Annotated in this window: 22 protein-coding genes; 19 read left to right on the forward strand and 3 right to left on the reverse strand. The window is 77.5% G+C overall.

Annotated elements, in window-relative coordinates; translation table 11 throughout:
- The first annotated feature begins 71 nt into the window (after window positions 1-71).
- Together ACI79Z_RS16070 and ACI79Z_RS16075 are read left to right on the forward strand one after the other, a co-directional pair.
- The gene (locus ACI79Z_RS16070) at window positions 72-500 is read left to right on the forward strand and encodes a DUF3040 domain-containing protein (protein ID WP_387994028.1); all 429 of its coding nucleotides are present in this window, start codon (window positions 72-74) and stop codon (window positions 498-500) included.
- 58 nt (window positions 501-558) lie between these two features.
- A complete protein-coding gene (locus ACI79Z_RS16075; RefSeq protein WP_456903207.1) occupies window positions 559-1,011 on the forward strand; it encodes a cupin domain-containing protein in 453 nt (150 codons plus the stop codon).
- A 30-nt stretch (window positions 1,012-1,041) separates the two neighbouring features.
- On the opposite strand, the gene ACI79Z_RS16080 is transcribed toward ACI79Z_RS16075, so the two are convergent.
- The 3 genes from ACI79Z_RS16080 to ACI79Z_RS16090 are packed head-to-tail and all read right to left on the reverse strand — an operon-like array spanning window position 1,042 to window position 5,875.
- A complete protein-coding gene (locus ACI79Z_RS16080) occupies window positions 1,042-3,474 on the reverse strand; it encodes a transglutaminase family protein (protein ID WP_456903209.1) in 2,433 nt (810 codons plus the stop codon).
- Window positions 3,471-4,874 (reverse strand): DUF58 domain-containing protein, encoded by a 1,404-nt coding sequence (locus ACI79Z_RS16085; protein WP_387994462.1) that lies wholly within the window; start codon window positions 4,872-4,874, stop codon window positions 3,471-3,473. Before ACI79Z_RS16085 ends, ACI79Z_RS16080 begins: the two co-directional genes overlap by 4 nt.
- Before the next feature lie 17 nt (window positions 4,875-4,891).
- Window positions 4,892-5,875 carry an AAA family ATPase gene (locus tag ACI79Z_RS16090; protein WP_387994464.1) on the reverse strand — a complete coding sequence of 328 codons (984 nt, stop codon included), beginning with the start codon at window positions 5,873-5,875 and terminating at the stop codon, window positions 4,892-4,894.
- Window positions 5,876-6,192: 317 nt separating this feature from the next.
- On the opposite strand from ACI79Z_RS16090, the gene mraZ reads away from it, so the two are divergent.
- The 17 genes from mraZ to ACI79Z_RS16175 all read left to right on the forward strand — a co-directional run bounded on the left by mraZ (window position 6,193) and on the right by ACI79Z_RS16175 (window position 24,886).
- Window positions 6,193-6,627, forward strand: coding sequence for a division/cell wall cluster transcriptional repressor MraZ (gene mraZ, locus ACI79Z_RS16095; protein ID WP_387994466.1), 435 nt, complete (start codon window positions 6,193-6,195; stop codon window positions 6,625-6,627).
- 389 nt (window positions 6,628-7,016) lie between these two features.
- The gene (gene rsmH / locus ACI79Z_RS16100) at window positions 7,017-7,979 is read left to right on the forward strand and encodes a 16S rRNA (cytosine(1402)-N(4))-methyltransferase RsmH (protein ID WP_456903210.1); all 963 of its coding nucleotides are present in this window, start codon (window positions 7,017-7,019) and stop codon (window positions 7,977-7,979) included.
- Entirely contained in the window at window positions 7,976-8,548 is a 573-nt protein-coding gene (locus tag ACI79Z_RS16105; protein WP_456903212.1) for a hypothetical protein, read from the forward strand. The genes rsmH and ACI79Z_RS16105 overlap by 4 nt, the downstream gene beginning before the upstream one ends.
- A 2-nt stretch (window positions 8,549-8,550) precedes the next feature.
- Window positions 8,551-10,497, forward strand: a complete 1,947-nt coding sequence (locus ACI79Z_RS16110; protein WP_456903214.1) for a peptidoglycan D,D-transpeptidase FtsI family protein — start codon at window positions 8,551-8,553, stop codon at window positions 10,495-10,497.
- 65 nt (window positions 10,498-10,562) lie between these two features.
- Entirely contained in the window at window positions 10,563-12,107 is a 1,545-nt protein-coding gene (locus ACI79Z_RS16115; protein ID WP_456903215.1) for a UDP-N-acetylmuramoyl-L-alanyl-D-glutamate--2,6-diaminopimelate ligase, read from the forward strand.
- Window positions 12,104-13,513 carry a UDP-N-acetylmuramoyl-tripeptide--D-alanyl-D-alanine ligase gene (locus ACI79Z_RS16120; protein WP_456903217.1) on the forward strand — a complete coding sequence of 470 codons (1,410 nt, stop codon included), beginning with the start codon at window positions 12,104-12,106 and terminating at the stop codon, window positions 13,511-13,513. Before ACI79Z_RS16115 ends, ACI79Z_RS16120 begins: the two co-directional genes overlap by 4 nt.
- Window positions 13,510-14,589: a phospho-N-acetylmuramoyl-pentapeptide-transferase gene (gene mraY / locus ACI79Z_RS16125; RefSeq protein ID WP_456903218.1), complete on the forward strand. Its 1,080-nt coding sequence runs from the start codon at window positions 13,510-13,512 to the stop codon at window positions 14,587-14,589. Before ACI79Z_RS16120 ends, mraY begins: the two co-directional genes overlap by 4 nt.
- 158 nt (window positions 14,590-14,747) lie before the next feature.
- Window positions 14,748-16,250: a putative lipid II flippase FtsW gene (gene ftsW / locus ACI79Z_RS16130; RefSeq protein WP_456903219.1), complete on the forward strand. Its 1,503-nt coding sequence runs from the start codon at window positions 14,748-14,750 to the stop codon at window positions 16,248-16,250.
- A complete protein-coding gene (gene murG / locus ACI79Z_RS16135) occupies window positions 16,247-17,347 on the forward strand; it encodes an undecaprenyldiphospho-muramoylpentapeptide beta-N-acetylglucosaminyltransferase (protein ID WP_387994388.1) in 1,101 nt (366 codons plus the stop codon). The genes ftsW and murG overlap by 4 nt, the downstream gene beginning before the upstream one ends.
- Complete coding sequence (gene murC, locus ACI79Z_RS16140) at window positions 17,337-18,782, forward strand: UDP-N-acetylmuramate--L-alanine ligase (protein ID WP_387994386.1); 1,446 nt, start codon at window positions 17,337-17,339, stop codon at window positions 18,780-18,782. Before murG ends, murC begins: the two co-directional genes overlap by 11 nt.
- Window positions 18,779-19,567 carry a cell division protein FtsQ/DivIB gene (locus ACI79Z_RS16145; RefSeq protein ID WP_456903220.1) on the forward strand — a complete coding sequence of 263 codons (789 nt, stop codon included), beginning with the start codon at window positions 18,779-18,781 and terminating at the stop codon, window positions 19,565-19,567. The genes murC and ACI79Z_RS16145 overlap by 4 nt, the downstream gene beginning before the upstream one ends.
- Before the next feature lie 365 nt (window positions 19,568-19,932).
- On the forward strand, window positions 19,933-21,213 hold the full coding sequence (gene ftsZ, locus ACI79Z_RS16150; RefSeq protein ID WP_456903221.1) for a cell division protein FtsZ: 1,281 nt from the start codon (window positions 19,933-19,935) through the stop codon (window positions 21,211-21,213).
- An 89-nt stretch (window positions 21,214-21,302) separates the two neighbouring features.
- Entirely contained in the window at window positions 21,303-22,004 is a 702-nt protein-coding gene (gene pgeF / locus ACI79Z_RS16155; protein WP_456903222.1) for a peptidoglycan editing factor PgeF, read from the forward strand.
- A gap of 29 nt (window positions 22,005-22,033) precedes the next feature.
- Window positions 22,034-22,783 (forward strand): YggS family pyridoxal phosphate-dependent enzyme, encoded by a 750-nt coding sequence (locus ACI79Z_RS16160; RefSeq protein ID WP_456903223.1) that lies wholly within the window; start codon window positions 22,034-22,036, stop codon window positions 22,781-22,783.
- Entirely contained in the window at window positions 22,783-23,736 is a 954-nt protein-coding gene (locus tag ACI79Z_RS16165) for a cell division protein SepF (RefSeq protein ID WP_456903224.1), read from the forward strand. Before ACI79Z_RS16160 ends, ACI79Z_RS16165 begins: the two co-directional genes overlap by 1 nt.
- Before the next feature lie 67 nt (window positions 23,737-23,803).
- On the forward strand, window positions 23,804-24,100 hold the full coding sequence (locus ACI79Z_RS16170) for a YggT family protein (RefSeq protein WP_073422422.1): 297 nt from the start codon (window positions 23,804-23,806) through the stop codon (window positions 24,098-24,100).
- A gap of 60 nt (window positions 24,101-24,160) precedes the next feature.
- A complete protein-coding gene (locus ACI79Z_RS16175) occupies window positions 24,161-24,886 on the forward strand; it encodes a DivIVA domain-containing protein (protein ID WP_456903225.1) in 726 nt (241 codons plus the stop codon).
- The last annotated feature ends 180 nt before the right edge of the window (window positions 24,887-25,066 follow it).

The raw sequence follows: 25,066 nt of genomic DNA on the forward strand, positions 1-25,066 counted from the left end.
CCGCGGACTCGCCTTTCGCACCCCGCCAACGGCTCGTATCCTCGGTGTCACCACCGGGTACGGGCCCGGCGGTGTCTGGCTCCGCCCACCTGGAGGTCTCGGTGCCGCTCTCCGAGCACGAGCAGCGACTGCTGGAGCAGATCGAGCGCGCCCTCGTCGACGACGATCCCAAGTTCGCCTCCTCCGTCCGCACCGGCGACCGCAGGCTCAGGGCGCGGCGGAAGCTGCAGCTCGGTGCGCTGCTGGTCGTGGTGGGCCTGGCCGTCCTCGTCGGTGGTGCCGTCGTCCCGTCCGTGCCGCTGGGCGTCCTCGGGTTCCTCGTGATGTTCGGCGGCGCCGCGCTCGGCGTCCTCAACTACCGCTCGGCCACCGGCGCCGTCGAGACCGGCCCGGCCGGTGCCCGCGGCGCGCAGGGCGGCCGCGGCCGGGGCGGCAGGCCCCGCAAGCAGCCGCTGAAGAACCGGCTCGAGGAGCGCTTCCGCCGCCGCTACGACCAGTAGCCCGCGAGACCCCGCGACGGCCGCCGTCCCACCCGGGACGGCGGCCGTCGCCGTTCCCGTGGCCGCGGGAGCCGACCCGTCCCGGGGGGACGAGGACGATGGGGCCTGCCCCACGAGCCGATCGGGAGGGGGAGTCCGGACGACGCAGACACGGCCCCTGGAGCACCTGTCCTTCGACCGCCCCGACGAGGTCCGGCAGGGTGAGAACTGGCGGCTGGAGCTGCTGCACCTGGCCGGCGGCGCCGAGGTCGGCCGCATCACCGTCCAGCCCGGCTGGCGGTGGTCCGAGCACGTCCGGCCGGTGGCCGGCACGGACCTGTGCCAGGCCCCGCACCAGCAGTACCAGGTCTCCGGCCGCATCCACGTCGTGATGGCCGACGGCACCGAGATCGAGTCCGGCCGCGGTGAGGTCACGTCGCTGCCGCCGGGGCACGACGCCTGGGTGGTGGGGGACGAGCCGGTCGTGGCCATCGACCGGCACGGCGCCTCGGTCCGGGCGGCCCGGCCGTAGCCCCGCCGGCCCGGGACCGGCGGGGCGGGCTCAGGCGGCGGGGTTCCGGCGGGGGAGCCTCGCGGTGACCGCGGCCGCGAGCGCGTCGCCCAGCGACGCGGGCCACAGCAGCGCCCGCAGCCGGGCCCGCGGCGCCGCCGCCGCGGTCAGCCCTCGCCGCGCCCGGGTCAGCGCGGCGCCCAGGGACGGGTCGGCGGGCGCGCCGGGGCGGCCGTAGCTGGCCGCCTCCTCCGCCCGGGCCAGCCGCCCGACCGCGTCGGCCGCGTCGGGGACGCCGGCCCGGTGCGCGCCCCCGGCGACCGCGACGCCGTCGAGGGTGCGGGTCAGCGCCGCCGCCTGCTGCCGCGGGGTCTGCGCGGGGTCCCAGGGCAGGCCCAGGTCCCGCGCGGTCGCGGCGAGCTCGTCCCACAGCGCGGCGGGGCTCCCGCCGGCCACCCGGCGGCGCCGCTGCAGCGCGCGGGCGCCGGCCGGAGCGGCCAGCAGCGCGGCCAGCCCCAGCAGCACGCCGGCGGCGACCAGCACCGGCCGCGCCGACGACGTCTGCGCGGCCGTCGTGCCCTGCGGGGTGGCGCCGTCCACCCGGTCCTGCTGCGGCGTCGGGGCGCTCTGCGGCGCGGTCGGCGCGGTCGGGACGTCCTGCGGGCGCTCGAGCACCTCCTGGTCGGCCGGCCGCGGCGCCCACGGCAGGTCGACGGCGCGCTCGCTGTCGATCGGGGTGGGGTCGAACGGCACCCAGCCGAGGTCGTCGAAGTACACCTCGACCCAGGCGTGCGCGTCGTCGCTGGTGACCAGCCGCCCGCCGCCGGGCTGCACCCGGCCGGGCGTGTAGCCCAGCGCGACCCGGGCGGGGATGCCCGCGGCCCGCACCATGGCGGCCATCGCCCCGGCGTACTGCTCGCAGTAGCCCTGCTTGAGCTGCAGGAAGTCGACGAGGTCGTCGCCGCTGGTGCCCGGCCGGGTCGCGAGGCTGTAGACGAAGCCGTTCGCGCGGGAGAAGTGGCCCTGGATGGCGCGCACCGCGTCGTAGGGGGTGGCCGCGCCCGCGGTGAGGCTCGCGACCAGGTCGGTGACGGCGGGGTCCAGCGGCGGCAGCGCGGTGTCGCGCTCGCGCACCGGCGAGCCGGGCGGCACCTCGCCGGCGGCGCGCAGGTCGTCCTCGGTGGGGCGGGCCTCGACGGCGGTGACCCGGTAGCTCTGGGCCGCGGTGGTGACGTCGCGGCCGAAGACGGTGCCGGTGGTGGGGTCGAACCGCCAGGCCCCGGGGTCGGCGATCTCCACCGTCAGGGGGGAGCTGAGCACCGGCAGGAACCGGTCGTCGTGGCCGACCGCGGTGATCGTGGCCTCGACCCGCCGGCCGTCGCGGCGCCCGGGCAGCGGCGCGAGGTCGTCGGGCTGCCCCACCGACGTCTCGCCGTCGAGGTTGCCCACCGTCCAGCCGTCCTCGGCGCTGTAGACGTCGAGGGTCACCACGCGCAGGTAGCCGGGGTCCAGGACCGAGGCGTCGAACCGCAGCAGGTCGATCGGCTGGGGCAGCGTGAGCTGGCCCTGCAGCGCCGCGGCCGCGTCGAGTGCGGTGCCGGTCGACCCGCCGCCGCCCCCGGGACCGAAGCCGGCGACCACCCGGCCCTCGGGCAGGGTCGGCACCACGCTGCCGCCCACCAGGGCGGCGGCCAGGGCCAGCGCGGCGGTGCCGGTCGCGGCGAGCCCGCCGGCGCCGCCGCGCCGCCCGGCCCGCGCGGCCAGCCGCCGCGCCTGGTCGGCCCACAGCAGCAGCGCCAGCCCCGCGGCCGGGGCCGCGACCGCCGTCAGCCCGATGCTGCCGGTGACCGTGCTGACCGGCACGCAGAACAGGACCAGCAGCCCCAGCCCGGCGAGGGCCGGCTGCCGACCGCCGACGGCGATCAGGTCGACGACGACGGCGACGATCCCGACCAGCAGCACGGTGAGCGCGAGCAGGCCGGTCAGCGGCAGCGCCGGTGTGGACTGCTCGCGGATCTCGGCCGAGCCGTCGGTGAGCACCGCGGCGAGGTCGCCGAGGGAGCCGGGGGTGGGCAGCCAGCCGCCGATCGCGTCGCCGGGGGCGAACAGCGCCGTCATCAGGCAGAGCAGGGCGGCCAGCTGGCCCAGCGGCACCAGCGGGACGCCGGCGGCGCCGGCGCGGGCGGGCAGCGCCCGGCCGCCGGACGCCCAGGCCCACAGCGCCGGCCCGGCCGCGCGCAGCGCCAGCCCGGTGAGCGCGACCACCGCGATCGCCGCCAGCGCCGGCGGCGCCCAGGCCGGGCGGGTGAAGACCGGCGCCAGGGCGCAGCTGCCCAGCGCGGTGGCGACCGCGGCGGCCAGCGTCGTGCCGCCCTCGCGGGACAGCGTGCCCGGCGGCACGGGCGCCGGCGGGGGTGCGGGGACCGGCGGCGGGACCGGCCCGCCGGACCGGACCGGGGGCGGCGGCGGGGCGAGCGTGGTCACGCCGGCACCCCCAGGACGCCGCCGCCCCGGACCCCGGCGGAGGCCGGGGCGAGGTCGCCCCACACGGCCTCGACGGTGCGCGAGGAGTCGGCGACGACGACCTGCCAGCCCGCGCCGCGCAGCAGCGTCGCGGACTGCTCCAGCTGGGCGGCCAGCGCCGCGCGCGCCGTGGCCGACAGCCCGCGCTTGCTGCGGGCGCCGGGATCGGACCAGCTGGCCACGTCGAGCAGGACCGCGACGTCGGCGGACGGGCCCGAGCGCGCGGCGACGAGTTCGGTGAGGTCGTCGGGGCCGACCGCGCCGAGCAGCGCGACGACCGGGCCCTCGCCCGCCACGCGGTGCAGCAGCTCCGCGGCCGGTCCCAGACCGGTGCCGCGGCCGGGGCCGAGCGTGGCCAGCCGGTCCAGCAGCTCGCCCGGTCCCAGGGCCGCCCGCGCGGCGGGGGCGGCGCGGCCGCCGTCCGGCGCGGTGGGGGTGAGCTCGCCGGCGGTGGTGACCACGCGCAGCGCCGCCCCCCGCCGCGCCAGCGCGGTGCCGATGCTCGCCGCGGCCTCCACCAGCCACTCGAGGCTGTCCTGCGGCGGTGTCGGGTCACCGGGCGGGCCGGGGACGGCGCCGCCGGCGACCGGTCCCGGGCCGGCGGCGCGGGTGAGCAGGTGGGCGCGGGTGCGGGTGTCGAGCAGCAGCGCCGCCTGGGCGCGCCAGGGCCGCTCCTCCAGCCGGACCATGAGCTCGCCGGTGCGGGCGGTGGCCCGCCAGTGCACCTTCCGCAGGTCGTCGCCGTGCCGGTACGCCCGGGTGCTCACGTCGTCCTCGCCGTGCACCGCGATCGAGCGGCGGGCGCCCTCGCCGCCGCCTCCGTGCCCGCCGCCCGGGCCGCCGGGCCCCAGCGGCCGGACCCGCGGCACGACCACCAGCGGCGCCCCGTCGGTGCCGCTGGTGGTGCGCTGCACCAGCCCGAAGGGGTCGACCAGGCGCAGCCGCAGCGGGCCGAGCCGGAACCGGCCGCGGCGGGCGCCGGCCACCCGGTACCGCATGCCGGCGGTCGCGGCGGCGGGCAGCCGCTCGACGACGAACGAGGGGGAGCGGCCCAGCTCGGGCGGCAGGTGCTCGGACAGCAGCCACAGCCGTCCCGTCCGCCGGTCGGCGTTGGTCACCTCGAGCAGCACCTCGGCGTCCTGGCCGCGCGGCACCCGAGACGGCGACACGGTGCGCCGGACGCCGACGCGGAACCGCTGCCGGGCGACGGCGACCGCCGACACCAGCGGCAGCGCGAGCACGAAGACGGCGATCTGCACCAGCGGACGCTCGCCGAGCAGCGCGCCGAGCCCGAGCAGGGTGGCCCCCGCGGCGACCAGGCAGCGGCCGCGGAGGGTGAGCGAGGTCAGCGCCGTGCGCAACGGCCCACCCACCGCGGTCAGCGCCCGCGGAGGACGGGCACGGTGGACAACAGCGCGGTGACCACCTGCTCGGCGGTGCGGCGCGCGGCCGCGGCGTCGGCGGTGAGCAGCAGCCGGTGGGCGAGCACCGGGACGGCCATCGCCTGCACGTCGTCGGGGAGCACGTGGTCGCGGCCGGACAGCGCCGCCGACGCGCGGGCGGTGCGCAGCAGCTGCAGCCCGGCCCGCGGGGAGGCGCCCAGCCGCAGCTCGGGGGAGCGGCGGGTGGCCTCGACCAGCGCGACGACGTAGCGGCGGATCGCGTCGGAGACGTGCAGCGACTGCACCGCCGTCACCAGCGCGCGCACCGTGCCGGCGTCGGCCACCGGCGTCAAGGAGGCCAGCGGGTCGGCTGTGCCGCGGTCGTCGAGCATGGCGACCTCGGCCTCGCGGTCGGGGTAGCCCATCGAGACCCGCGCGGTGAACCGGTCGCGCTGGGCCTCGGGGAGGGGGTAGGTGCCCTCCATCTCCACCGGGTTCTGGGTGGCCATCACCAGGAACGGCCGGGCCAGCTCGTAGCTGACGCCGTCGACGGTGACCTGCCGCTCCTCCATGCACTCCAGCAGCGCCGACTGCGTCTTGGGCGAGGCCCGGTTGATCTCGTCGGCGACGACGACGTTGGCGAAGACCGCGCCGGGCTTGAACTCGAAGGCCCGGGTCTCCTGGTCGTAGACGGCCACGCCGGTGACGTCGCTCGGCAGCAGGTCGGGGGTGAACTGGATGCGCCGCACGCTGGCGTCGATCGAGCCGGCCAGCGCCTTGGCCAACGTCGTCTTGCCGGTCCCGGGAACGTCCTCCACCAGCAGGTGGCCCTCGGCGAGCAGCACCACGAGGGCGAGGCGGACGACGTCGGGCTTGCCCTGGACGACGCGGGACACGTTGGCCGCGATCCGCGCGCCCTCCGCGGCGACGTCCACCGGCAGCCCCGCCGTCCCGCCCGCCGCACGCATGGTGTCGGTCACCCGGCCCACGGTACGTGCCCGGAGCGGTCCGCAACGTGTCCGCGCACCGCCCCCACCGGGCCCCTCCCCGGTCCCCACCACGACGGCCCCCGCGCCCCCTCCCGGTGGGCCGTCCCCCCACCGCACCCCACCCGGCCGCCCCCCGCCGTCCCCGTGCCCCTGACCTGCACGCCAACGGGTGGAGCGGGTGGGTCACGACATGGTGTCGAGTGGTGTCTGGTGGGGCGTAGTGGGTTAGTGTGTGGCGCGGTGGGGAGCCAGGGCCCGTCCCGGGTCCGCGGAGGACACGAGGAGGACCACATGGGGGAGGTGATCCGGTGTTCGTCGGCAGCTTCGCCCTGCGCCTCGACGAGAAGGGCCGGCTCGCGCTCCCCGTCCGGTTCCGCGACCAGGTGGCCGACGGCATGGTGATCAAGAAGGGCCAGGAGCGCTGCGTCTACGGCCTGACCATGGCCCGGGTCGCCGAGCAGAGCCGCGCCGCCGCCAGCATGGCCCCCGCCGACACCGCCGAGGCCCGGATGCGCGCCCGCATGAGCTTCGGGTCGATGGTCGAGGTCGAGCCCGACAAGGCCGGCCGCATCACCATCCCGGCCAACCTGCGCCAGTACGCCGGCCTCGACCGCGACGTGGTCGTCGTGGGTGTCGACACCCGCTTCGAGATCTGGGACCAGGCCACGTGGGACGCCTACGTGGAGGAGCAGGAGGCGGCCTTCGCCGCCATGGAGAGCGAGGGGATGCCCACGCTGTCCTGACCCCGTCCCGCCGGTCGCCCCGACTCCCGCGCGCGCCCGTCCGCGAGCCGACTTCCCCGCGGCTCGACCGGGTGCGGCCCGAACCGTCTTCCCCGCGGCTCGGACCCCGTGCGCAGGCGGCGCTCCCCGCCGCCGGTCGGACCGGCCACCGGCATCCGGCGACCCCCGCTCCCGCGGCCGCCTCCTGACGCTCTTCCCCGGCGCCAGGCGGCACCGCGGGGGCGGGGGTCTCCCTTTCCCGGGCCACCCCGCGGTCTCCCTCCCCGGGCCCGCGGCGCCGTTCCCCGCGCGGCACGCCCGGCCGGCTCCCCCAGCCGGAGCGCCGTCCGCGCCACCATGAGACACCCGCCCTGCCCGCCCCGCCGGGCCCGACCCGCGAGGAGGACGACGTGAGCGCACCGGCCGTGCACGTCCCCGTCCTCCTCGACCGCGTCACCCACCTGCTCGGCCCGGCCTGCGCCGCCGACGGGGCCGTGCTGGTCGACGCCACCCTGGGGCTGGCCGGGCACTCGCTGGCCCTGCTCGACGCCCACCCCGGGCTGCGCCTGGTCGGGCTGGACCGCGACCCGCACGCCCGCGCCGAGGCCGCCGCCCGCATCGCCGCCGCCGGCCACACCGACCGCGTCACCCTCGTGCCCGCCGTCTTCGACGAGCTGCCCGAGGTGCTCGGGCGCCTGGGCCTGCCCGAGGTGCAGGCGGTGCTGTTCGACCTCGGCGTCTCCTCGCTGCAGCTCGACCGCGCCGACCGCGGGTTCAGCTACGCCGCCGACGGGCCGCTGGACATGCGGATGGACCCGGGCGCGCCGCGCACCGCCGCCGACGTCGTCAACACCTACTCCGCGGCCGAGCTCACCCGCGTGCTGCGGGTGTACGGGGAGGAGCGCTTCGCCTCCCGGATCGCCGCGGCGATCGTGCGCGAGCGGGCGCGCGAGCCGTTCACCCGCACCGAGCGGCTGGCCCACCTGGTGCGCGACTCCATCCCCGCCGCCACCCGCCGCACCGGCGGCAACCCGGCGAAGCGGACCTTCCAGGCGCTGCGGATCGAGGTCAACGACGAGCTCGGTGCGCTGCAGCGGGCCCTGCCCGCGGCGCTGGACGCCCTCGCCGTGGGCGGCCGGATCGCCGTCATCACCTTCCACTCGCTCGAGGACCGCATCGTGAAGCAGACCCTCGCCGCCGGTGCCACCGACCGCACGCCGCCGGAGCTGCCCGTCCGGCTGCCCGAGTACGGCCCCGTGCTGCGGCTGCTCACCCGCGGCGGCGAGGGCCCCACCGACCACGAGGTCGCCGCCAACCCGCGCGCGGCGTCGGCCCGCGTCCGCGCCGCCGAGCGCATCCGGCGGCCGGCGTGAGCACCGCCGCGCGCGCGCCGCGCGCCGAGCCGTCGGCACCGGGGGAGCGGGTCGCCCGGACCCTGCCCTCCCGCCCGCTGCGGGCGCTGCCCTCGCGGCCGGCCCGCACCCGCACCACCGGCCCCGCGCCCCGGGTGGGGACCTCCCGGACGGCGGCCCGCACCACGCCCCGCACCACGGCTCCCGAGCTGCGGCTGCTGCCCGGCGGCGCGGCGCGCACCCGCTCCGCGGCGGCCCGGCGCCGGGCGCCGTTCGCGCTGCTGGTCGTCGCGCTGCTGGTGCTCACCACCATCGGCCTGCTGGTGCTCAACACCTCCATCGCGGTCAACTCGCTGCGAGCCACCGAGCTGCGCAACGCCAACGCCGAGAAGGCCGAGGAGGTGCAGGAGCTGGAGCAGCAGGTCGTCTCCGGCAGCACGCCGGTGCAGCTGGCCGCGGCCGCCGTCGCCGCGGGCCTGGTCCCGGCCGGCGCGGCCGGGCACCTGGTGATCGGCGCCGACGGCAGCGCCACCCTGCGCGGGACCCCGGAGCCGGCCCCGGACCCCGCCGCGGCCGGGGACGAGGGCTGAGCGTGCTCCCGCCCGCCCGCGGTCCCGAGCCCGCCCGCCGCGCCGCCCCGCGCACCGCCGCCCGCGGCGGCCGGGGCGCGGTGCCCCGACCCGTCCCGCGCGCCGGCGGGCCCCGCGGCGCACGCGAGCCGCTGCCCCGCTCGGGCGCCTTCGTGCCGCGGCGCGCCCCGGGCAGCCGCCGGGTGGGCCGGCCGCTGCGGATGGGCGCCAAGCGGCTCCGGTGGGGGCTGGTGCTCGTCGTCGTCCCGCTGCTGCTCGTCACCGGCAAGCTGGTGCTGCTGCAGGGCGTGGACGGCGCCGACTACGCCAACGCCGCCGAGCAGGACCGGCTCGCCGAGTACCCGATCTCCGCCCTCCGCGGGGCGATCGTCGACCGCGACGGCCACCCGTTCGCCTACACCGTCGACGCCTCCCGGGTCGTCGCCGACCCCACCGTCGTCGAGGACCCCGAGCGCACCGCGCTCGCGCTCACCGCCCTGCTCGACGTGCCGGTGCCCGAGCTCACCGAGCTGCTCGGCCGCGACGGCCGCTACGTCGTCCTCGCCCGCCAGGTCTCGCCGGAGACCGTCGACGCCATCGACGCCCTGGGTCTCGCCGGCATCGTGTTCGAGGACGACCCGGTGCGGCTCTACCCGACCGGGGCCGTGGGCGGGCAGGTCGTCGGCTTCGTCGGCCGCGACGGCGACGGGCTGGCCGGGATCGAGCAGCGGTTCCAGGACGAGCTCGGCGGCACCGACGGCATGCGGCGGGTGGAGGTCGGCAGCGGCGGCCACCCGATCCCCTCGGGCATCGACGAGTCCACGCCGGCCACCGACGGCAGCACCGTCGAGCTGACCCTCGACCAGGACGTCCAGTTCACGACCGAGCAGCGGCTGGCGGAGGCCTGCTCCGACGGCGCCACCACCCGGGCCTCGGCCGTGGTGCTCGACGCGCACACCGGCCAGGTGGTCGCGATGGGCTCCTGCCCCGGCTACGACCCCTCCCAGGCCGGCAGCACCGACCCCGAGCTGCTGGGCAACCCGGCGGTGACCAGCATCTTCGAGCCCGGCTCGGTGATGAAGGCGGTGACCCTGGCCGCCGCCGTCGAGGAGGGGAAGGCCACCCCGGACCGGGTGCTGAACGTCAACGGCCACATCCAGGCCGGCGACGCCGTCGTCACCGACGCCCACGACCACGCCCCGGTCGACTGGACGGTCACCGGCATCCTCGCCAAGTCCAGCAACGTGGGCACGATCATGCTGGCCCGCGAGGTCGGCGACGCCACGCTCGAGCGCTACCTGCGCGCCTTCGGGGTGGGGGAGGAGACCGGCGTGGAGCTGCCCGGCGAGAGCGGCGGCCTCCTCGCCGCCTCCGACGAGTGGGAGGCCAGCCGGGCCGCGAACATCGCCATCGGCCAGGGCGTGTCGGTGACGACGCTGCAGATGGCCTCGGTCTTCCAGACGATCGCCAACGGCGGCGTCCGCGTCCCCCCGCGGGTGGTCGCCTCGGTGACCGCCCCCGACGGGACGACGTCGACGCCGGACGCGCCCGAGCCCACCCGCGTGGTCAGCGAGGACACCGCCGACGACCTCGCCCACATGCTCGAGGCCGTCGTCGGCCCGGGCGGCACCGCGCCGCTGGGCGAGGTGGAGGGCTACCGGGTGGCCGGCAAGACCGGGACGGCGCAGCGGGCCAACCCCGAGTGCGGCTGCTACGCGGGCGGCGGCTACGTGACGACGTTCGTCGGGTTCGCCCCCGCCGACGACCCGCAGTACGTCGTCGCCGTCGACCTCGAGCGGCCCAGCAGCTCCGCCGAGGGCGGCCAGGTCGCGGCACCCGTCTTCGCCGACGTCATGCGCTACGTGCTCACCGAGCGCGGCGTGGTGCCGTCGGGGACGCCGCGGCCGGACTTCGCGCTCACCGGCGAGGACCTCGCCGAGGCCGCGACCGGCGGTCCCGCGGGGGACTAGTCGCGCACCGCCGAGGCCGTGCGGGTGCGCGGGACGGGCGGGTGCCGACGGTAGATTGGCCAGACGTGAGCCCGACCGGAACCGGGTCGGTGCCCCGGCCTGCGGGGACCCGCCCGCTCGCCCTCAGCGCGCTGCGCGACCTCGTCGGCGACCCCGTGCAGGGCGACCCCGCCACGCCGGTGCGCGGCGTGACGCTGGCCACCCCCGAGGTGCGGCCGGGCGACCTCTACGCGGCCCTGCCCGGCGCCCGCACGCACGGCGCGTGCTTCGCGGCCGACGCCGCCGGCCGCGGCGCGGTCGCCGTCCTCACCGACCCCGCCGGCCGCGACCAGGCAGTGGCCACGGGCCTGCCGGTGTGCGTCGTCGACGCGCCGCGCGCGCTGCTCGGCGACGTCGCCGCGCGCGTCTACGGCGAGCCCGCCCGCCGGCTGCCGGTCGTCGGCATCACCGGCACCAACGGCAAGACGACGACGGCGTACCTGGTCGAGGCCGGCCTGGCCGCCGCCGGGCACGGCACCGGGCTGATCGGCACCGTGCAGACCCGCACCCGCGCCCGCGGCGCCGAGACCGCCTTCCCCAGCGTCCGCACCACGCCCGAGGCGCCCGTGCTGCACGCGCTGCTCGCCACCATGGCCGAGTCCGGCGTCGACACCGTGGTCATGGAGGTCTCCAGCCACGCGCTGGTGCAGGGCCGGGTCGGTGGCGTCCCGTTCGCCGCGGCCGGGTTCACCAACCTCAGCCAGGACCACCTCGACTTCCACCGCGACCTCGAGGACTACTTCCGGGCCAAGGCGCTGCTGTTCGACGGCCGCGCCGCCCGCGAGGTCGTCGTGGTCGACGACGGGCACGGCCGCCGCCTGGCCGGGATGCTCGGCGGGCGCGCGGTCACCGTGTCCGCCGAGGGGAACCCGGCCGACTGGACCGCCACCGACGTCGCGCCGGCCCCCGACGGCGGCTCGGTGTTCACCCTGACCGGCCCCGGCGGCACGTGGCCCGCCCGCGTGCGGCTGCCCGGCCGGTTCAACGTCACCAACGCCGCGCTCGCCGTCGCGCTGCTCGACGGCGTCGGCGTGCCGGTGGCCGCGGCGCTGGAGGGGATCGCCACCGCCGTCGTGCCCGGGCGGATGGAGCCGGTCGACGCCGGCCAGCCCTTCACCGCGGTGGTCGACTACGCGCACACCCCCGACGCCGTCGCCTCGGCGCTCGCCGCGCTGCGCGGCGCCACGACCGGCAGGCTGGTGACCGTGCTCGGCTGTGGCGGCGACCGCGACCCCGGCAAGCGCCCCGCGATGGGCGCCGCCGCGGCGCTCGGCAGCGACCACCTCGTCGTCACCGACGACAACCCGCGCTCGGAGGACCCGGCCGCCATCCGCGCCGCCGTCCTCGCGGGCGTGCCGGCGGAGCGGCGCGGCAGCGTGGAGGAGATCGGCGACCGCCGGGCGGCCATCGCCCGCGCGGTGGAGCTGGCCCGGCCCGGGGACACCGTCCTGGTCGCCGGCAAGGGACACGAGACGGGGCAGGAGGTCGCCGGCACCGTGACGCCGTTCGACGACCGCGCGGTGCTGCGCGAGGTCCTCACCGCGGCGGCCGCCGGGGCGGCCCGCCGGTGATCGCCCTGACCCTCGCCGAGGTCGCGGAGGCCGTCGGCGCCGCGCTGACGCCCGCCGCCGACCCGGCGGCGACCGTCACCGGCGTCACCCTCGACTCCCGCATCGTCGCCGCCGGCGACCTGTTCGTCGCGGTCGCCGGCGAGCGGGTCGACGGGCACGAGTTCCTCGACGCCGCGGCCACGTCCGGCGCCGTCGCCGCGCTCACCACCCGCCCCGGCGGTCCGCTGCCGGCGCTCGTCGTCGACGACACGGTGGACGCCCTGGGCCGGCTGGCCGCCGCGGTGCACGCCCGGCTGGCCGCGGGCGGGTTGCTGACGATCGGCATCACCGGCTCCTCGGGCAAGACCTCCACCAAGGACCTGCTCGGCCAGGTGCTCGCCGCCGCCGGCCCGACGGTCAGCCCGCCCGGCTCGTTCAACAACGACATCGGCCTGCCGCTGACCGTGCTGTCCGCCGACGAGGGCACCCGCCACCTGGTGCTGGAGATGGGCGCGCGCGGCGTCGGGCACATCGCCCGGTTGTGCGCGGTCGCCCGGCCCGACGTCGGCGTGGTGCTCAACGTCGGCTCCGCCCACCTCGGCGAGTTCGGCTCGGCCGACGTCATCGCGCAGGCCAAGGGCGAGCTGGTGGAGGCGCTGCCGGAGACCGGCACCGCCGTCCTCAACGCCGACGACCCGCGGGTGGCCGGCATGGCGCCGCGCACCCGCGCCCGGGTGGTCACCACCGGCCGGTCCGACGGCGCCGACGTCCGCGCCACCGGCGTCACCCTGGACGACGCCGCCCGCGCCCGCTTCACCCTCGTCGCCGGCGGGGAGGAGCACCCGGTCGCGCTGCAGGTGGTCGGCGAGCACCAGGTGGCCAACGCGCTGTCGGCGGCGGCCGCCGCGCTCACCGCCGGCATGACCCCCGCCGCCGTGGCGCAGGCGCTGTCGGCCGCCGAGCCGCGCAGCCGCTGGCGCATGGAGGTCACCCGCCGCGCCGACGGCGTGACCGTCGTCAACGACGCCTACAACGCCAACCCCGAGTCCATGCGCGCCGCGCTGGCCGCCCTCGCCGGGCTGCCCGCGACCCGGCGGGTCGCCGTCCTCGGCGGGATGGCCGAGCTCGGCCCCGACGCCGACGCCGAGCACGAGCGGCTGGGCCGCGACGCGGTCGGCGCCGGGGTCGACCTGCTCGTCGCCGTCGGACCCGATGCGGTAGGGATGGTGTCGGGTGCCACGGCCGCCGGTGCCCGCCACGGGGAGGGCCACGGGCCGCAGGTCGCGTCCGTGCCCGACCGAGCGGCCGCTCTCGACCTGCTCTCGGAGGTGCTGGTGCCCGGTGACGTCGTGCTGGTGAAGGCCAGCCGGGCCCACGGGCTGGAGGTCCTGGCCGACGGCCTGCTGACCGCCGGGGCAGGCGCGTGAAGTCCGTCCTCATCGCCGCGGCCTTCGGGCTGTTCATCTCGATCCTGTGCACCCCGCTGGCGGTGCGGGCCTTCCGCCGGCGCGGGTTCGGGCAGGAGATCCGCGACGACGGCCCCGAGAGCCACCTGTCGAAGAAGGGCACGCCCACCATGGGCGGCACCGTCATCGTCGGGGCGACGGTCGGCGGCTACCTGATCTCCCACCTGTTCCTCATCGGGCAGCCCAACCGCGGGGTGACCGCCAGCGGCCTGCTGGTGCTGTTCCTCATGGTGGGCCTGGGCACCGTCGGGTTCCTCGACGACTACCTGAAGATCCGCTTCCGGCGCAGCCTCGGGCTCAACAAGACCTCGAAGCTGGTCGGGCAGCTGGTGGTCGGCGTCGCGTTCGCGGTGCTCGCGATCAACTTCCCGGACGAGGCCGGGGTCACCCCGGCGTCGGAGTTCGTCTCCTTCGTCCGCGACATCGACCCGCTGTTCCTCGGCTCGGTCGGCTTCGTGGTCCTCGCCTACCTGTTCATCGCCGGGTTCTCCAACGCGGTGAACCTGACCGACGGCCTGGACGGGCTGGCGGCCGGCTGCTCGGCGATGGTCTGCGGCGCCTACACGATCGTCTCGTTCTGGCAGTTCACCCACGACTGCTCCGGCGAGCTGGTCGACGGCTGCTACCAGGTGCGCGACCCGCTCGACGTCACGCTGGTCGCCGCCGCCGGGCTCGGCGCGTGCCTGGGCTTCCTGTGGTGGAACACCAGCCCGGCGCGGATCTTCATGGGCGACACCGGGTCGCTGGCCCTCGGCGGCCTGCTCGCGGGCCTGGCCGTGGTCACCCGCACCGAGCTGCTGCTCATCGTCCTCGGCGGCCTGTTCGTCGCGGTGACGCTGTCGGTGGTCATCCAGGTGGCCTTCTTCCGCGCCACCCGGCGGCGGGTGTTCCGGATGGCCCCGCTGCACCACCACTTCGAGCTCGCCGGGTGGGCGGAGAACACCGTGATCGTGCGGTTCTGGCTGGTGACCGGGATGGCCGTGGCCTTCGGGCTCGGCCTGTTCTACGCCGACTGGCTCTCCGTCACCGGGCTGTGAGAAAGGACCCCCTCGCCCCCCACGCCTCGCACGCCCGGCGCGGGCCCCTGCGAGGGGGCCGCTCCGGCACCTCACCGCGGGGCCCGGTCCGCGGCGACCGGACGCGACACGCGCCGTCGGTGCTCCTGCTGCGCGGGCGCAGCGGCGACGATGGCGGGATGGACGGCCGGAGCGAGTCCACCCGCCCCCGGCGCACGGCCCGCCGGGTGCCCGTGGCCGCGGCGCGCCGGCGGCTGCGCGGGCCGGCCTGGCTCGACGGGCCGATGACCAGCTGCCACCTGGTGATCGGCGCGGCCGGGCTGCTGCTGGCCATCGGGCTGGTCATGGTCTTCTCCGCCTCCGCGATCGAGGCCGCGCTGGCCGACCAGCCGGCCTGGCGCCCGGGCGTGGACCAGCTGCTGTTCGCCGCGCTCGGCCTGGTCGCCCTCGGCGTCGCGGTGCGGCTGCCGGCCGGGCTGGTGCGGCGCTGGTCGCCGGTCGCGCTCCTGGTCGTCGTCGTGCTGCTGGTGGCCGTGCTGGTCCCGGGCATCGGCGTGGAGTACAACGGCTCGCGGGCGTGGATCAGCCTCGGGTTCACCGACTTCCAGCCCTCCGAGCTGTCCAAGCTCGTCGTCTCCCTGTGGGGGGCGCACGTGCTGGCCGTGCACGGGCGGCACCTCACGGTGAAGACGCTGCTGCTCCCGCTGCTGCCGGTCTTCGGCCTGCTGTCCCTGCTCCTCATGCTCGAGCCGGACTTCGGCGCCGTGATCAGCCTGCTGCTCGTTGTCTCGGGCCTGCTCTACGCCGGGGGCATGCCCTGGCGGCTGTGGGCGGTGGGCGGCGCGACCGTGGTCACCGGCGTGGTGCTGATGGTCCTGGCCGAGCCGTACCGGATGGAGCGGATCACCGCGTTCCTCCACCCCTTCGACGACCCCACCGACACCGGCTTCCAGGCCATCCGCGGCTTCTACGCGCTGGCCAACGGCGGCCTGTGGGGGGTGGGCCTGGGCAACAGCGCCATGAAGTGGAACCTGCTGCCCGAGGCCGAGTCGGACTACATCTTCGCGATCATCGGCGAGGAGCTCGGCTTCCTCGGCTGCCTGGTCGTGATCACCCTCTACGCGGTGCTGGCCTACGCCGGCTTCCGCATCGCCCGCCGCGCCACCGACCGCTTCGTGTCGCTGGCCAGCGTGGCGATCACCGTCTGGCTGGTCGGCCAGGCGGCCCTGAACATGGGCTACGTGGTGGGCCTGCTCCCGGTCACCGGGGTCACGCTGCCGCTGGTCTCCGCCGGTGGCACCTCGCTGGTGCTCACCCTCTTCATCGTGGGACTCCTCATCCGCTTCGCCCGATCCGAGCCCGACGCCATCGAGCACCTGCGCCGCACCCCCCGCGGCCGCCTCGCCCGCTGGCTGCTGCCCGTCCCCGCCCACGCCGTCGACCCGGTCCGGCCGCCCCGGTCCCGGCCCGAGCGCGCGCCCCGCCCGGTGCCCCGCCGCCCGATGGAGGCCCACCCCGTGCGCCGGCCCGCCGAGGACCGCCCGGCCGAGCGCCGGGTGCCGCCCCCGCCGGCGCGCCGCCCCGACCGCGACCGGGTGCCCGCCCGGCCCGCCGACCGCGGCCCCGTGCGCCCGGCCGACCGCCCGGTGCGCCCCGCCGACCGCCCGGGACGGTCCCGGTGAGCGCGCCGTCGGTCGTCCTCGCCGGCGGCGGCACCGGCGGGCACATCGAGCCGATGCTGGCCCTGGCCGACGCCCTGCGGCGGCGGGACCCCGGCCTGCGGGTCACCTGCCTGGGCACCGCCCGCGGCATGGAGACCCGGCTGGTGCCCGCGCGCGGCTACGACCTGCGGCTGATCCCGCCGGTCCCGCTGCCGCGCAAGCCCACCCTGGACCTGCTGCGCGTGCCCGGCCGGGTGCGCCGCTCGGTCCGCGACACCCGCGCGCTGCTCGACGAGCTCGCCGCCGACGTCGTCGTCGGGTTCGGCGGGTACGTCGCGCTGCCGGCCTACCTGGCCGCGCGACGCGCGGGTGTGCCGGTGGTCGTGCACGAGCAGAACGCGCTGCCCGGGCTGGCCAACCGGATCGGCGCGCGGATCGCCGCCCGCGTGGCGGTGACCGTGCCCGGCACGCCGCTGCACCGCGGCGAGCACGTCGGCATGCCGCTGCGGACGGCGATCAGCGGCCTGGACCGCGCCGCCCGCCGCGCCGAGGCGCGCGCCGCCTTCGGCCTGGACGCCGACCGGCCCACGCTGCTGGTGTTCGGCGGCTCGCAGGGCGCGGCCTCGCTCAACCGGGCGGCGGTCGCCGCGGCCGACGCGCTCACCGCCGCCGGGGTGCAGGTGCTGCACGCCCGCGGCCCGAAGAACACCGACGTCGAGGTGCCGCCGCGGCCGGCCGGCGCCGCGCCCTACGTCGTCGTCGACTACCTGGAGCGGATGGACCTCGCCTACGCCGCCGCGGACCTGGCGCTGTGCCGCTCGGGCGCGGTCACCGTGGCCGAGCTGTCCGCGGTCGGCCTGCCCGCGGCGTTCGTGCCGCTGCCCATCGGCAACGGCGAGCAGCGGCGCAACGCCCTGCCGGTGGTCGAGGCCGGCGGCGGGCTCCTGGTCGACGACGCCGACCTCTCGCCCGCCTGGATCGAGGCGACCCTGCTGCCCCTGCTCACCGACCCCGCGGCGCTGTCGGGGTACGCCGCGCACGCCGCCGCGGCCGGGGTCCCCGACGCGGACGAGCGGCTGGCCGACATCGTCCTGGAGGTGGCGACCGGTGACCGCTGACGCGACCGCCGCGTGGACCGGGCCGGTGCCCTCGCTGGAGCAGCTCGGCGCGGTGCACTTCATCGGCATCGGCGGCGCCGGCATGAGCGGCATCGCCCGCATCCTGCTGGCCCGCGGGGTGCCCGTCTCCGGCAGCGACCGGCGCGACACCCCGACCCTGCTGGCGCTGCGGGCCCTCGGCGCCCGGGTGGAGGTCGGGCACGACGCCGCGCACCTCGGCGACGCCGACAGCGTCGTCGTCTCCTCCGCGATCCGGGAGGACAACCCGGAGCTGGCCGCCGCACGCGCCCGCGGGCTGCCGGTGCTGCCGCGCGCGGTGGCGCTGGCCGCGGTGATGGCCGGGCGGCGCAGCGTCGCCGTCGCCGGCACCCACGGCAAGACCTCGACCACCTCGATGCTCACCGTCGCCGTGCAGGCCTGCGGCGTCGACGCGTCGTTCGCCATCGGCGGCACGCTCAACGAGTCGGGCAGCAACGCGCACGCGGGGGAGGGCGACGTCTTCGTCGCCGAGGCCGACGAGAGCGACCGTTCGTTCCTGCTGCTGGCCCCGCACGGCGCGATCGTCACCAACGTCGAGGCCGACCACCTGGACAACTACGGCGACCTCGCCGCGGTCGAGGCGGCCTTCGACCGGTTCCTCGGCACGGTGGACCCCGCCGGGTTCGTCGTCCTGTGCGCCGACGACCCCGGCTCGGCCCGGCTGCGCGGCGTCCCGACGCCGGCCCGGGTGCGCACCTACGGCACCACCGAGGACGCCGACCTGCGGATCGTCGACCTCGACGTCGGCCCCGACGCCACGAGCTGGACCGCGGTCCTCGACGGCGCGGTGCTCGGCCGGGTCCGGATCCGGGTGCCCGGCGAGCACATGGCCCGCAACAGCGCCGCCGCGCTGCTGGCCGGCCTCGAGCTCGGCCTGCCCGCCGACGGGCTGGTCACCGGGCTCGAGCGCTTCGGCGGGGTGCACCGCCGCTTCGAGCTCAAGGGCGTCGCCGCGGGCGTCCGGGTCTACGACGACTACGCCCACCACCCGACCGAGGTGACCGCCCAGCTGCACGCCGCCCGCGCGGTGGCGGGGGAGGGGAGGGTGGTCGTGGCCTTCCAGCCGCACCTGTACAGCCGCACCCGCGAGTTCGCCGGCGCCTTCGGCGAGGCCCTGGGCCTGGCCGACGAGGTGGTGGTGATGGACGTCTACGGCGCCCGGGAGGACCCGGTGCCCGGCGTCACCGGCGCGCTGGTCGCCGACGCCGTGCCGCTGCCGCCCGACCGGGTGGCCTTCGAGCCGTCCTGGTCGGCGGCCGCCCCGGCGCTCGCCGACCGCGCCCGCCCCGGCGACGTGGTCATCACCATGGGCGCCGGCAACGTCTCGATGCTCGGCCCCGAGGTGCTCACCGCCCTCGGTGGCGGGGCCGCCGGCGCGGAGGGTGCGGCGCGGTGAGCCGCACCGGCCTGACGACCGCCGACCGGGAGCGCGGGGTCCCGGCCGAGGTCGCCCGGCCGGCCCGCCGCCGACGTCGGCGGGACAGCCCGGCCGACCGGCGCCGCCGTCGCGTCCTGGGAGCCGCGGTCGCGCTCGTGCTCGTCGTCGCGGCGGGCTGGGCCGTGTGGGCCAGCCCGCTGCTGGCCGTGCGGACCGTCCGCGTCGACGGCGCCACCACGCTCACCGCCGAGCAGGTGCGCACCGCCGCGGGCGTCCAGGAGGGCACACCGCTGCTGCGGGTCGACACCGACGCCGCCGCCGCGCGGGTGGCCCGGCTGCCGCAGGTGGCCGACGTCACGGTCACCCGCGGCTGGCCGCGCAGCGTCGTGGTGACCGTGGTCGAGCGGCGGCCGGTCGCCGTCGTCGAGCGGGCCGGCACGCGCTCCCTGGTCGACCGCGACGGTGTGCCGTTCGACACCGTCACCGGCGAGGTGCCCGACGGCGTCGTCCCGCTCGACGTCGCCACGCCCGGCCCGGACGACCCGGCCACCCGCGCCGCGCTCGGCGCGCTCGTGTCGCTGCCGGCCGACGTCCGCGGGCGGGTCACCGGCGTGCAGGCCACCACCGGCGAGGACGTGACGCTCGCCCTCGCCGACGGCACCACCGTCGTCTGGGGCGGCGCGGACGGCGCCGACACGAAGGCCGCGGCGCTGGTCGCGCTGCTGGACCAGGTCGCGTCCGGGGTGATCGAGCCGGCGACGACGATCGACGTCAGCTCGCCGCGCGCCGTCGTCCTGCGCTGAGCCGGCGGACCGCTCGCGCTCCGTGTGCGGCCGTTCGCGGACGGCAGCCGGAGCGGCGCGCCGCCGACACGCCGGTCCTCGCGACACGCCCGACACGCTGCACGGGTCAGATTCACCTCCGTGCCGCCGCCGTCCCGGGTCTCGACCTCGGGATGAGGCCTGCGACAGGCGGGTCGTCACCGACCGTGGTGCAGTTGTGACACCCGGGTCGCCAGGTGACGGTGGGGTGTCGACCTGGCGACACGCCGGGCCGGGGAGGGTGCTTGTAGCGCCCGACGCGGCCCACCTAACTTCGTCCGCGTCGACCCAGTTGACATAACACTAAGTCTGTACTTGAGGATGAGGGTCGAGGTCGGGAGCCCCACATGACACCTCCGCACAACTACCTCGCGGTCATCAAGGTCGTCGGCATCGGCGGCGGCGGTGTGAACGCGGTCAACCGGATGATCGAGGTCGGTCTGAAGGGGGTGGAGTTCATCGCCATCAACACCGACGCCCAGGCGCTGTTGATGAGCGACGCCGACGTCAAGCTCGACGTCGGCCGCGAGCTCACCCGCGGCCTCGGCGCCGGCGCGCAGCCCGACGTCGGCCGCCAGGCCGCCGAGGACCACCGCGAGGAGATCGAGGAGGTGCTCAAGGGCGCCGACATGGTCTTCGTGACCGCCGGCGAGGGCGGCGGCACCGGCACCGGCGGTGCGCCGGTGGTCGCCTCGATCGCCCGCAAGCTCGGCGCGCTCACCATCGGCGTGGTCACCCGGCCGTTCTCCTTCGAGGGCAAGCGCCGCGCGGTCCAGGCCGAGTCGGGGATCGAGGAGCTGCGCAACGAGTGCGACACGCTCATCGTCATCCCCAACGACCGGCTGCTGCAGCTCGGCGACCGCAACGTCAGCGTGATGGACGCCTTCCGCACCGCCGACCAGGTGCTCCTCTCCGGTGTCCAGGGCATCACCGACCTGATCACCACCCCCGGCCTGATCAACCTCGACTTCGCCGACGTCAAGTCGGTCATGTCCGGCGCCGGGTCGGCGCTCATGGGCATCGGCAGCGCCCGCGGGGACAACCGCGCGCTGCTCGCCGCGGAGCAGGCCATCGCCAGCCCGCTGCTGGAGGCCTCGATGGAGGGCGCCCACGGCGTCCTGCTCTCGATCTCCGGCGGCTCCGACCTCGGCCTGTTCGAGATCAACGAGGCCGCTTCGCTGGTCTCCGACGCCGCCCACGCCGACGCCAACATCATCTTCGGTGCGGTCATCGACGACGCCCTGGGCGACGAGGTCCGCGTGACCGTCATCGCCGCGGGCTTCGACGGCGGCCGGCCCTCCGCCCGCAAGGACGCCGCCGTCGCGGCCACCCCGGCCCCCGCCCCGGCCGCCCCGCCGGCGCCGAGCCGGTTCGGCGGCAGCCCGCCGCCGGTGGCGTCGGCCGCGCCGCGCGCGACGGGGGAGCGCCTGGTCCCGTCGGCGCCTGCGGTCGCCCCGGTGCCCGTCAGCCCGGCCCCGATCCGCCCGGCCCCGCCGGCCGGCGGCGGGATCACCGTCCCGCCGCTGCCGCCGGTGCAGAACGCCGCGGCTGCCGCCGCGGGCCGCCGGCCGCTGGGCAACGAGGACTTCGAGGAGGAGCTCGACATCCCGGAGTTCCTGCGTCAGTGAGGGAGGAGTCCAACTCCTCGGCCCCCGCGCAGGGGCCCGCCGCGAGCGTGCGAGCGGTGGGGGGCGAGGGGGCCCTTCGTCCGCCGGCGGTGCGACCCCGCCGGGTCGTCACCGACCGGCGGGGCGGCCGCTCGCACGCGCCCTACGACTCGTTCAACCTCGGCGGCCAGGTCGGCGACGACCCGGCCGACGTCGCCGCCAACCGGGAGCGGCTCGCCCGCGAGCTGGGCGTGCCCGGCGACCGGCTGGTGTGGATGGACCAGGTCCACGGCACCGGCGTCGCGGTCGTCGACGGCCCGGCCGACCGGCCGCTGCCGGCGACCGACGCCCTGGTGACCCGCACCCCCGGCCTGGTGCTGTGCGTGCTGGTCGCCGACTGCGTGCCGGTGCTGCTGGCCGACCCGGTCGCCGGCGTCGTCGCCGCCGTCCACGCCGGCCGGGAGGGGGTCCGGCAGGGCGTCGTCCCGGCCACCCTGGCGGCCATGGCCCGGCTGGGCAGCCGCCCGGCCGACACCACCGCGCTGCTCGGCCCGGCCGTCTGCGGCGCCTGCTACGAGGTCCCCCGGGAGATGCAGGCGCAGGTGGCCCGGGTGGCGCCCGCGGCCGCCGTGCGCACCCGCAGGGGCACGCCGGGGCTCGACCTGCGCGCCGGGCTCGCCGAGCTGCTCGGCCGCGCGGGACTGGCCCAGGTGGTGCACGACCCGCGCTGCACCGTCGAGGACCGGCGGCTGTACAGCCACCGCCGCGACGGCGTCACCGGCCGCCAGGCCGGCGTCACCTGGCTCGGCTGACGGTCGCGGCCGCGCGGGATGATCGTCCCGTGACCACCCCGGCCGACCGTCTGCGCGCCGTCCGCGAGCGCATCGCCGCCGCCGCCCGCGCCGCCGGGCGCGACCCCGCCTCGGTGGCGCTGGTGGCCGTGAGCAAGACGCGGACGGCCGGCGACGTCCGCGAGCTCGCCGCGCTCGGCCAGGCGGCGTTCGGCGAGAACCGCGCCCAGGAGCTCACCGCGAAGGCGGCCGACCTCGCCGACCTGCCGCTCGAGTGGCACTTCGTCGGCCAGCTGCAGCGCAACAAGGCCGCAGTCGTCGCCCGTACCGGCGCCGTCGTCCACTCCGTCGACCGGCTGCCGCTGGCCCGGGCCCTCGCCCGCTCGGGGGAGGAGGCCGGCCGGCCGGTGGAGGTCTTCGTGCAGGTCGACCTCGGCGGGGCGCCCGGGGAGATCGCCGAGCGCGGCGGCGCCGGCCCGGACGACGTGCCGGCCCTCGCCGACGCCGTCGCCGGCCTGCCCGGCCTGCGGCTGCGCGGCCTCATGGCCGTCGCCCCGCGGGACGAGGAACCCGGCCCCGCCTTCGCCCGGCTGGCCGCCCTCGCCGACCGCGTGCGCGCCGACCACCCCGGCGCCGCGGAGCTGTCCGCCGGCATGAGCGGCGACCTCGAGGAGGCGATCGCGGCCGGCGCCACGCTCGTGCGTGTCGGAACCGCGCTCTTCGGTCCCCGGCCCATACCCTCGCCCGCAGTCACACCAGTCACAGGGGTCCCACCCGGGACGCCGGAGGAGGTCGTCTGATGGCCGGTGCCATGCGGAAGATGGGCATCTACCTCGGACTCGTCGAGGACGACGACGCCCGCGCCTACGGGCGCTACGACGCCCGCCAGCCCGACCACCACGACCGGTACGACGACGGCCGCTACGACGAGGGCCGCTACGACGAGGGCCGCTACGACGAGGGCCGCTACGACGAGGGCCGCTACGACGACGGCCGGTACGACGAGGGGCGCTACGACGGCGCCCGCTACGACTCCGGGCGCCTGGAGGCCCCGCGGCTGGACGCGGGCCGGTACGACTCGGGCCGCTACGACGAGCGCCGCTACGACCGGTTCGACGACTCCTACCCCGGTGACCGCGCCGACGAGGGCCGCCGTCCCGCCGGCGACCGGCTCGACGGCGACCGCTTCGACGACCACCACCCCGGCGACCACCACCCCGGCGACCGTGCCGACGAGGACCGCCCCGGCCCGCGCGTCGCCGCGCCGGCCGCGTCCGAGCCCGCTCCCCTCCGCCGCGCGGGCGCGACCCGTCTCGGCCTGGCGCAGCAGCCGCCGTCGGCCCCCGCCGCGACCCCGGCCGCGGCCTCGGGCCCGTCCCGGCTGGGCTCGGTGAGCGGCGGCACCGGGGGCGCGGCCGCCGGCCTGGCCGCCCGCGAGCCGGTCGCCGCGCCGGAGCCGGCGCCCGTGGCGCAGCCCTACCGGATCACCGCGCTGCACCCGAAGACCTACAACGAGGCCCGCGCGATCGGCGAGGCGTTCCGCGAGGGCAGCCCGGTCATCATGAACCTGACCGAGCTCGACCACGCCGACGCGCGGCGACTGGTGGACTTCGCTGCAGGGCTCGTCTTCGGACTGCGCGGTAGCATCGAGCCCGTCACGGCCAAGGTGTTCCTGCTCAGCCCGCGGGACGTCGACGTGACGGCCGAGGACAAGGCCAAGATCCGCGAGAGCGGGTCCTTCCCCGAGTCCTGAGCCGTCGGCCGGGGCGCGGAGGGCAGGCAGAGACGGCACCGCAGGTGCCCCGGGACGAGCGAGGACAGTGGCTCTCTTCTGGCAGATCGTGTCGTCGATCCTGCTCGTCTTCCTGATCCTGCTGTTCGCGCGTTTCGTCGTGGACTGGGTGATGGTGCTGGCGCGCAGCTGGCGCCCGTCCGGCTTCGTCGCCGCGGGCCTGGAGGTCGTGTACGCGACCACCGACCCGCCGCTCAAGGCGATCCGGAAGGTGATCCCGCCCCTGAACCTGGGGTCCATCCGCCTGGACCTCGCGTTCATGGTGTTATTGATCGCCGTCTACATCCTGCGGAGCATCACGTCCGGTCTCGCCCTCACCGCGTGACCGACGTGCGCGCGCCCCGCGCGTGATCCGACAGAACCCGTATCCGCCGTCCGACCCGAGGTGAGCCCCTTGCCACTCACGCCAGCCGACGTGCACAACGTCGTCTTCAAGAAGCCGCCGATCGGTAAGCGTGGCTACGACGAGGACGAGGTCGACGCGTTCCTCGACGTGGTGGAGGCCGAGCTCGCCCGCCTCATCGAGGAGAACAACGAGCTGCGCGCGGGCTCGGGCACCGGCCGGGTCGCCGCCCAGCCGGTCGCCCCGGAGCCGGCCCCGGCTCCCGCCCCGGTCCCGCCGCCGGCGGCGCGCGAGGACGACACCACGCGCGCGTCCCGGATGCTGGCGCTGGCGTCGGAGACCGCCGACCGCTACGTCAACGAGGCCAAGGCCCAGGCCGACCAGATGGTCGCCGGCGCCAAGACCCAGAGCGACCGGATGGTCGCCGAGGCCCGCGCCAAGAGCGAGCAGATGGTCAACGAGGCGCGGCAGCGCGCCGAGTCGATGGTCAACGACGCCCGCACCCGCGCCGACACGATGGAGCGCGAGGCGCGCGCCAAGGCCGCCGCCCTCGACCAGGACGCCGAGCGCCGGCACCGCGAGGTCATGGGCCCCCTCGAGGAGAAGCGGCAGAACCTCGAGCGCAAGATCGAGGAGCTGCGGACCTTCGAGCGCGAGTACCGCACCCGGTTCCGGTCCTACCTCGAGTCGCACCTGCGCGACCTCGACGCCCGCGGCTCCGCCGAGCCGTCGTCGGCCAGCCGGCAGACGCAGCACGCGCCCGCCTGACAGCACCCGCACAGGGCCCCCGGACCACCGGTCCGGGGGCCCTGTGGGGTCCCGGGGCCGGTCCGCGCGGGCGACGGCGCCGGGGACGCGGCGGGGCCCCGCCCCCGCCGCCCCCGGCCCCCCCCCCCCCCCCCCCCCCCCCCCGCCCGGGGGCCCCACACAACCCCATAAACAACCCGC

Source organism: Geodermatophilus sp. SYSU D00663 (genome assembly GCF_054050655.1).

Bases quoted from the DNA above. Each gene is read 5' to 3' on its own strand.
- ftsW (WP_456903219.1), top strand. From the start codon at position 14,748: ATGGACGGCCGGAGCGAGTCCACCCGCCCCCGGCGCACGGCCCGCCGG.
- ftsZ (WP_456903221.1), top strand. From the start codon at position 19,933: ATGACACCTCCGCACAACTACCTCGCGGTCATCAAGGTCGTCGGCATC.
- ACI79Z_RS16165 (WP_456903224.1), top strand. From the start codon at position 22,783: ATGGCCGGTGCCATGCGGAAGATGGGCATCTACCTCGGACTCGTCGAG.